This is a genomic window from Massilia sp. Root418, from assembly GCF_001425265.1.
Classification (GTDB): Bacteria; Pseudomonadota; Gammaproteobacteria; order Burkholderiales; family Burkholderiaceae_D; genus Rugamonas.
The window spans coordinates 1-7,261 of the sequence record NZ_LMEC01000008.1; the positions used below are offsets into that span (position 1 = coordinate 1).

The 7,261-nt window shown below is 65.4% G+C and carries 6 protein-coding genes; 5 read left to right on the forward strand and 1 reads right to left on the reverse strand.

What is annotated here, in order from left to right:
- Positions 1–195: 195 nt before the first annotated feature.
- Genes ASC94_RS07445 through ASC94_RS07465 form a run of 5 tightly spaced genes read left to right on the forward strand, consistent with a single transcriptional unit; the run spans position 196 to position 5,777 of the window.
- Positions 196–2,091 (forward strand): methyl-accepting chemotaxis protein, encoded by a 1,896-nt coding sequence (locus tag ASC94_RS07445; RefSeq protein WP_056392860.1) that lies wholly within the window; start codon positions 196–198, stop codon positions 2,089–2,091.
- 30 nt (positions 2,092–2,121) lie between these two features.
- Positions 2,122–2,931 (forward strand): protein-glutamate O-methyltransferase CheR, encoded by an 810-nt coding sequence (locus ASC94_RS07450; RefSeq protein ID WP_056392868.1) that lies wholly within the window; start codon positions 2,122–2,124, stop codon positions 2,929–2,931.
- A gap of 7 nt (positions 2,932–2,938) precedes the next feature.
- Positions 2,939–3,451, forward strand: coding sequence for a chemotaxis protein CheD (locus ASC94_RS07455; protein ID WP_200955603.1), 513 nt, complete (start codon positions 2,939–2,941; stop codon positions 3,449–3,451).
- Positions 3,448–4,530 (forward strand): chemotaxis response regulator protein-glutamate methylesterase, encoded by a 1,083-nt coding sequence (locus tag ASC94_RS07460; protein ID WP_056392862.1) that lies wholly within the window; start codon positions 3,448–3,450, stop codon positions 4,528–4,530. The genes ASC94_RS07455 and ASC94_RS07460 overlap by 4 nt, the downstream gene beginning before the upstream one ends.
- Positions 4,531–4,538: 8 nt before the next feature.
- On the forward strand, positions 4,539–5,777 hold the full coding sequence (locus ASC94_RS07465) for an EAL domain-containing protein (RefSeq protein ID WP_056392865.1): 1,239 nt from the start codon (positions 4,539–4,541) through the stop codon (positions 5,775–5,777).
- Here ASC94_RS07465 and ASC94_RS07470 read toward each other — a convergent pair.
- Positions 5,746–6,957: a sensor histidine kinase gene (locus tag ASC94_RS07470; RefSeq protein WP_056392867.1), complete on the reverse strand. Its 1,212-nt coding sequence runs from the start codon at positions 6,955–6,957 to the stop codon at positions 5,746–5,748. The two genes, ASC94_RS07465 and ASC94_RS07470, sit on opposite strands and share 32 nt — an antisense overlap.
- Between the last annotated feature and the right edge of the window lie 304 nt (positions 6,958–7,261).

Genomic DNA, 7,261 nt, shown 5'->3' on the forward strand with positions numbered 1-7,261 from the left:
TTGCGCCGATGATAGTGCTGCAACCAGTGTGAAAGTAGGTTATCGTCAGGCTAGTTATAAGCAAAACCCCGCTCAGTGATCTGAGCGGGGTTTTTTGCGTTTGTGGCTTGCTGTCCGTTTTTTTGCCGGGCTCTATTGCTTGCACGTAGGGCTCAGCCTAGCATGTGGAGACATAACTGGACTGGAGGAGGTGCCATGCTGGGGAAATTCTCGATCGGGAAGCGTCTTGGTTTTGCGTTTGGCCTGCTTACCTTGCTGTCGCTGCTGTTCGGCCTGATGGCTTACACCGAGATCTCGGCCATGAACAGCCAGTGGCAAACAGTCAAGGAAGACGCCATCGCCAAGGCCAACGCCACCACCAAGGGCTCGGTCGCCCTGGGCAGCGCGGTCCAGATGTTCAAGAACTACGTGCTGCGCGGCGAAGATTACGACAAGCGCCTGATCGCCCAGCTGGAAATCATCGACAGCGTGGATGACGACTACAAGGCCACCGGCCGCATGACGCCGGAGGAGGAGCGCATCCTGGCCAAGGTCCACCAGGACACCGTCGTCTACCGCAACGCTCTCAATAAAATCGTTGAACTTCGTGCAAACAAGGTCAACGACGCCGAAACCCTCGACAAAGCGGTCAGCGGCGCCGACAAACCGCTGGCCGAGGCGCTCGACCAGCTGCGCAAGATCACCGCCCAAACCCCCCGGCAGGCCGACGACAAGATGAGCGCGGTCAGCGCGCGTGCGCGCCAGCTCATCGTCTCGGCGCTGGTGCTGCTGGTGATCCTGTCGGTGCTGGCCGCGGTCTTCATCACGCGCAGCATTACGCTGCCCCTTAACAACGCCGTGCAGGCCGCCAACCGCCTGGCCGATGGCGACCTCGCCGTGTCGCTGCAGTCGGACGCCAAAGACGAAACCGGCCAGCTGCTGCGCGCCATGGGCAATATGGTGGCCAAGCTGACGCAGGTGATCGACGGCCAGCGCGCTGCGGTGCAGGCCGCCAACCGGGGCGATTTCAGCAGCCGCATCGACCTGCAGGGTCTGCAGGGCTTCCAGAAAGACATGGCTGACGGCCTGAACCAGCTGGTGACCACGACCCAGGGCGGCATCGACGACATGGTGGGCATGATGGAGGCCATCGCCGGCGGCGACCTGACGCGCACCATCGACAAGAAATACGAAGGCGCGTTCGGCGAGATGATGGGCTTTGCCAATTCGGCGGTGGTCAAGCTGTCTCAGGTCGTGTCGGAGGTGAACGACAGCGCGGCGGCGCTGGCCGCCGCTTCGGAGCAGGTGAGCGCCACGGCGCAGTCGCTGTCCCAGGCAGCCAGCGAGCAGGCCGCCAGCGTCGAGGAAAGCAGCGCCTCGATGGAGCAGATGACGGCATCCATCAGCCAGAACACGGAAAACGCCAAGGTCACCGACGCCATGGCCAGCAAGGCTGCAATGGAAGCCACCGAGGGCGGCTCGGCCGTGAAGGAAACCGTGGCGGCCATGAAGCAGATCGCCACCAAGATCGTCATCATCGACGATATCGCCTACCAGACCAATTTACTGGCCCTGAACGCCGCCATCGAGGCGGCGCGCGCCGGCGAGCATGGCAAGGGCTTTGCCGTAGTGGCGGCCGAAGTGCGCAAGCTGGCCGAACGCGCGCAGGTGGCGGCGCAGGAAATCGGCACGGTGGCCGGCAGCAGCGTGAACCTGGCGGAAAAGGCTGGCACCCTGCTCGACTCCATGGTGCCCAACATTAAAAAGACGTCGGACCTGGTGCAGGAAATCACCGCCGCGTCTGAAGAACAGGCCACCGGCGTCAGTCAGATTAATATGGCGATGGGACAGCTAAGCCAGACCACGCAGCAGAATGCGGCCGGCTCCGAACAGCTGGCGTCGACGGCCGAAGAGATGAGCAGCCAGGCCGAGGAACTGCAGCACACCATGTCCTTCTTCAACGTGGGCATGGCGGCGGCACCCGCGCTGCCCGCGCGTGGCCGGGCCGGCGTGCGCCAGCCGCCGGCCCGGGTGGCTGCGCCGCGCCCCGCGCCGCGCAGGATGGTGAACGCGGATAACGAGCCGGATGAAAGCCAGTTCACCCGGTTTTGACGGAGGGAAGGGATGGCGGATGCTGCTTCGATGACTGTCGAACCCATTTCGGACAGGGAGTTCACCCAGTTCCAGCGCTTCATCTACGAAGTGGCTGGCATTACGCTGGCGCCCGGGAAGAAGGCGCTGGTCAGCGGCCGCCTGGCCAAGCGCCTGGCGCACCACAAGCTGAGCACCTACGGCGCGTATTTCAACATGATAGCCAGCGGCCAGTCGCCGGCGGAAACCCAGACCGCGGTTGACCTGCTGACCACCAACGAGACTTACTTCTTCCGCGAGTCCAAGCACTTTGACCTGCTGCGCAAGCTGGCCGCCGACGCGCTGGCGCAACGCCGCCCGTTCCGCGTGTGGAGCGCGGCCTGCTCCACCGGCGAGGAACCATACAGCATCGCCATGGTGCTGGACGACGTGCTGGGCGCGCAGGAATGGGAGCTGTACGCCTCCGACATCAGCACCCGCGTGCTGGCGGCGGCGCGCACCGGCCATTACGTGCGCGAGCGCACCACCCACATCCCGCAGGCCTATCTCAAGCGCTATTGCCTGCGCGGCGTGGCCGAGCAGGACGGCACCGTGCTGGTGGAGAAGCGCCTGCGCCAGCGGGTGCAGTTCCACCAGGTGAACCTGAACTCGCCCACGCCGCCCAAGTTCGGCCAGTTCGACGTGATCTTCCTGCGCAATGTGCTGATCTACTTCAGCCCCGCCACCAAGCACGAGGTGGTGGGACGGCTGCTGGCCGCGCTGCGGCCCGGCGGCCACCTGCTGATCGGCCACTCGGAAAGCCTGCACGACATGGCCGGTCCGCTGCAGGTGCTGGCGCCGTCGGTCTACCGCAAGGTATGAGGGCGGCATGTCTGTCATCGACGTCTTCCTGCTGCCCGGCCAACACTTCGTGGGCGACGCGCGGCACAGGATACGCACCTTGCTCGGTTCCTGCGTATCGATTACGCTTTGGCATCCACGGGAACGGGTGGGCGCCATGTCGCACTTCCTGCTGACCATGGGCGACAAGGATAGCGAGGATGAAGGCCAGTTGAACGGACGCTATTGCGAAGGCGCGCTGAGGCTGATGCTGGAAGAACTGCGCCACGCCGGCATCAATCCAACCGAATGCCAGGCCAAGGTGTTCGGCGGCGGCATGATGTTTCCCGGCATAGAGCGCGGCGACAGCCTGGGCATAGGCCGGCGCAACGGCGAAACCGCCGAACGCCTGCTGGAGCAGCACAGGATACCGGTGGTGTCCGAGAGCCTGTTCGGCGTCGGCCACCGCCACATTATTTTCAACGTCAGGACCGGCGACGTGTGGGTGCGCCAGGGGCCGCCTGGCACACCCGCGGTCAAGTCGTTGAAGGAGCGTTTATGAAGAAAATCAGCGTGATGGTGGTGGACGATTCCGCAGTGGTGCGCCAGGTCGTCACGGCGCTGCTGAACAAGGCGCCGGATATCCAGGTGCTGCACGCGGTGGCCGACCCCATCCTGGCCATGGAGCGCATGAAGACCGTGTGGCCGGACGTGATCGTGCTGGACGTGGAAATGCCGCGCATGGACGGCATCACCTTCCTGCGCAAGATCATGGCCGAGCGTCCCACGCCGGTGGTGATCTGCTCCACCCTCACGGCCAAGGCGGCCAAGACCACCATGGAAGCCATGGCCGCCGGCGCGGTGTCCATCATCACCAAGCCCAAGCTGGAACTGAAGCAGTTCCTCAACGACAGCTCAGACGAACTGGTGGCCGCGGTGCGCGCCGCCGCCGTGGCCAATGTGCGCCGCCTGGCCGGGCGCGCCGCGCCGCTGCAGCCGGTGGCCAAGCTGACCGCCGACGCCATTCTGCCCGCCGCCGACGGCCGCGCCATGACGCAGACCACCGAGCGCGTGGTGGCTATCGGCACTTCCACCGGCGGCACGCAGGCGCTGGAAGTGGTGCTCACCTCCCTGCCGCGTGTCTCGCCCGGCATCGTCATCGTGCAGCACATGCCGGAGAAATTCACGGCCGCTTTCGCCGAGCGCCTGAACTCCGTGTGCGAGATCACCGTCAAGGAAGCCCAGACCGGCGACCGCGTGGTGCCTGGCCGCGCGCTGATTGCGCCAGGCGGCAAGCACATGCTGCTGCGCCGGAACGGCGCCCAGTATTTCGTGGAAGTGATGGACGGCCCGCTGGTGAACCGCCACCGGCCGTCCGTGGACGTGCTGTTCCGCTCCGTGGCCAAGTGCGCCGGCTCGAACGCGCTGGGCGTGATCATGACCGGCATGGGCGACGACGGCGCAGCCGGCCTGCTGGAGATGCGCAACGCCGGCGCCTACACGGTGGCGCAGGACGAAGCCAGCTGCGTGGTGTACGGCATGCCCAAGGAGGCGGTCAAGCGCGGCGGCGTGGAGCGCACCGTGACGCTGGAGCAGATCGGGCGCGAGATCGTGCAGCAGATGAATTCCTTCCTGGCCTGAGGCGGCTCATGGCTGACTGGAGCGGCTGCACGGCGATGGTGGTGGAGGACAGTCCGGTCCAGCGCGACCACATGGCCGGCCTGCTGCGCCAGGCCGGCTTCGGCGACGTGCTGCAGGCCTGCGACGGCATCGACGCACTGCGCAAGCTCAATGCGCGCGGCATGCCGGTGGAACTGGTGCTGACCGACATGGACATGCCCGGCATGGACGGCATGGAACTGATGCGCCACGTGTGCGAACTGGAACTGGCGGCCAGCCTGCTGGTGGCCAGTGCGCGCCAGGAGCGGCTGCACGAAGCGCAGGCCGGCATGGCGCAGCGCGCGGCGCGCGTGGCCCTGCTGGGCACCGCGCTCAAGCCGCTGCAGCTGGACGTGCTCAATGAAATCCTGGAACGGGCCGACACCAGCGGCCTGCGACAGGCCACGGCCACCGGCCTGCCGGCGCTGCACGAAGTGGCGGCCGCGCTGTCGGGAGGCCAGTTCCTGCCTTATTACGAGCCGCGCATCGACATCGCCACCGGCATGCTGCGCGGCGTGGACGTGCAGCCATGCTGGACGCATCCCGTGCGCGGCCTGATACGGGCGGCACGCTTCATGCCGGTCTTGCAAGGGACCGACCTGATCGCGCCGCTCACTGCGGAGATCGCCGCGCAAGCGCTGCGCCAGCTGCACGCCTGGCACGAGATCGGCCTGATCTCGCTGGGCATGTCCATCAAGCTGCCGGCCGAAACGCTGGCCGACCGCGCCCAGGTCGACCAGCTCAGCGCCCTGGTGCGCGAGTTCGGTGTGGCGCCGCATACCGTCATCTGGGAATGCCCGGAGGCCGTACTGGCCGGCGGCGCGCCGCTCACCATTGCCAACCTGGCACACCTGGGCGTGCGCGGCTTCGGCCTGGCGCTGGGCGGCTACCGCGCCGGGCACACCACGCAGCAGCAGCTGGCCCGCTGCCCGCTGACGGAGCTGCGCATCGACCCCGTCATCGTGCACGAAGCGTCCCGGCACCCGCCGCGCCGGGCGCTGCTGCAGCAGTCCCTGGACGCCGCGCACCAGATGGGCATGGCGGCCGTGGCCGAAGGCGTGGAACTGGTTGAAGACCTGGCCCTGCTGCGCAGCCTGGGCTGCGAGCTGGCGCAAGGCGCGCTGGTGGCGGCCCCCATGTCCGGCAGCGCGCTGGCCGGCTGGATCAGGAATAACCGCAGGCGCCTAAAAGAATTGGCTAACGCATCGGCGCCGTCACTGGCAGGGTGAGCGTAAACGTGGTGCCGGCGCCCGGCGTGCTGCGCACATCGATGCGCCCGCCCAGGATATCGCTGACGATATTGTGCACAATGTGCAATCCCAGTCCCGAGCCGCCCACACCGAGCTTGGTGGTAAAGAAGGGCTCGTAAATGTGCAGCAGGTTGTCCGCGCTGATGCCCTTGCCGTCGTCGGAAATGGTCAGCACCACGCTGCCGTGCTCCTCGCCGCCCGAACTGATGGCGATGGTGCCATAGTCGCGCCCGTCGAGGCCGTGCGTGATGGCGTTGGTCAGCAGGTTGGTGATGACCTGGCCCAGCGGGCCGGGGTAGCTGTCCATCATCAGCGCCGGAGGGATCTCCTGCGTGACGGTGTAGGGCGTGCGGCGTATCGTGGGCAGCAAGGTCAGCACGTTCCCCGACACCACGTCGGCCAGCAGAAAGGTGCGGCGCTGCGCGCTGGTCTGGTCCACCGCGACCTGCTTGAAGTTCGACACCATGTCGGCCGCACGGTGCAGATTACGCACCAGTACCTCCACCGCCGTATTGGCGTTCGACAGATAACCGTCGAACACCGAGCGCTTCATGGGCTCGCCGCGCGCGAACATGGCGCGGATTTCGCTGGTCTGGTCCTCGAAGGCGCTGGCGATCATCAGGCTGTTGCCGATGGGGGTATTTAGTTCGTGGGAAATGCCGGCCACCAGCGCGCCCAGCGCCGCCAGTTTCTCGCTGTGCACCAGCTCCTCTTTCGCGCGGTTCAGCTGCTCGAACATCTGCTGCAGCTCGCGGTTGGCCTTGCGCAGCTCCAGATGGGTGTTGATACGCGCCAGCACTTCCTCGATCTGGAAGGGTTTGGTGATGTAGTCCACGCCGCCCGCTTCGAAGCCGCTCACCTTCTGGCGCGCGTCGGTCAGGCTGGTCATGAAAATGACGGGGATATCGCGCGTGGTATCGCTGGTCTTCAGGCGGCGGCAGGCTTCGAAGCCATCCATGCCCGGCAGCACCACGTCCATCAGCACCAGGTCGGGCAGGCCGAATTCCGCGCGCATCAGGCCTTCCTCCGCATGGCGCGCAATCAGTACCAGGAAGCCGCGGGAAGACAGGTGGTCGAGCAGGGCGGTCAGGAATGAAGGCGAGTCGTCCACCACCAGTATCGTGGGCGGGCTTCCGGCCGGCAGTTCGTGTGGGACCATCCTGACTCCTGTCGAATCGCTGCTGTCGCTGCTCAGGAAAGTATATGCCAAAACACTGTTGCCAGCGCGGCCGGCCTTTGCTATAGTTCTGTCCCCGCGCTGCTGAACATACGCAGCGCAGGAAGCGGTAGAAAACGAGGGTTGACGGAAGTAAAGACAAGCCTCATAATATCGCCTCTCTGCTGCTGAACAAAACGCTTCAGCAAGTAACGCAGAATTCTTTAAAAATTAACAGTCGATAAGTGTGGGCGTTTGATGATGATGCCGGAGGCGCAAGCCTCTTAGCTCAAATTATTAAACGCTC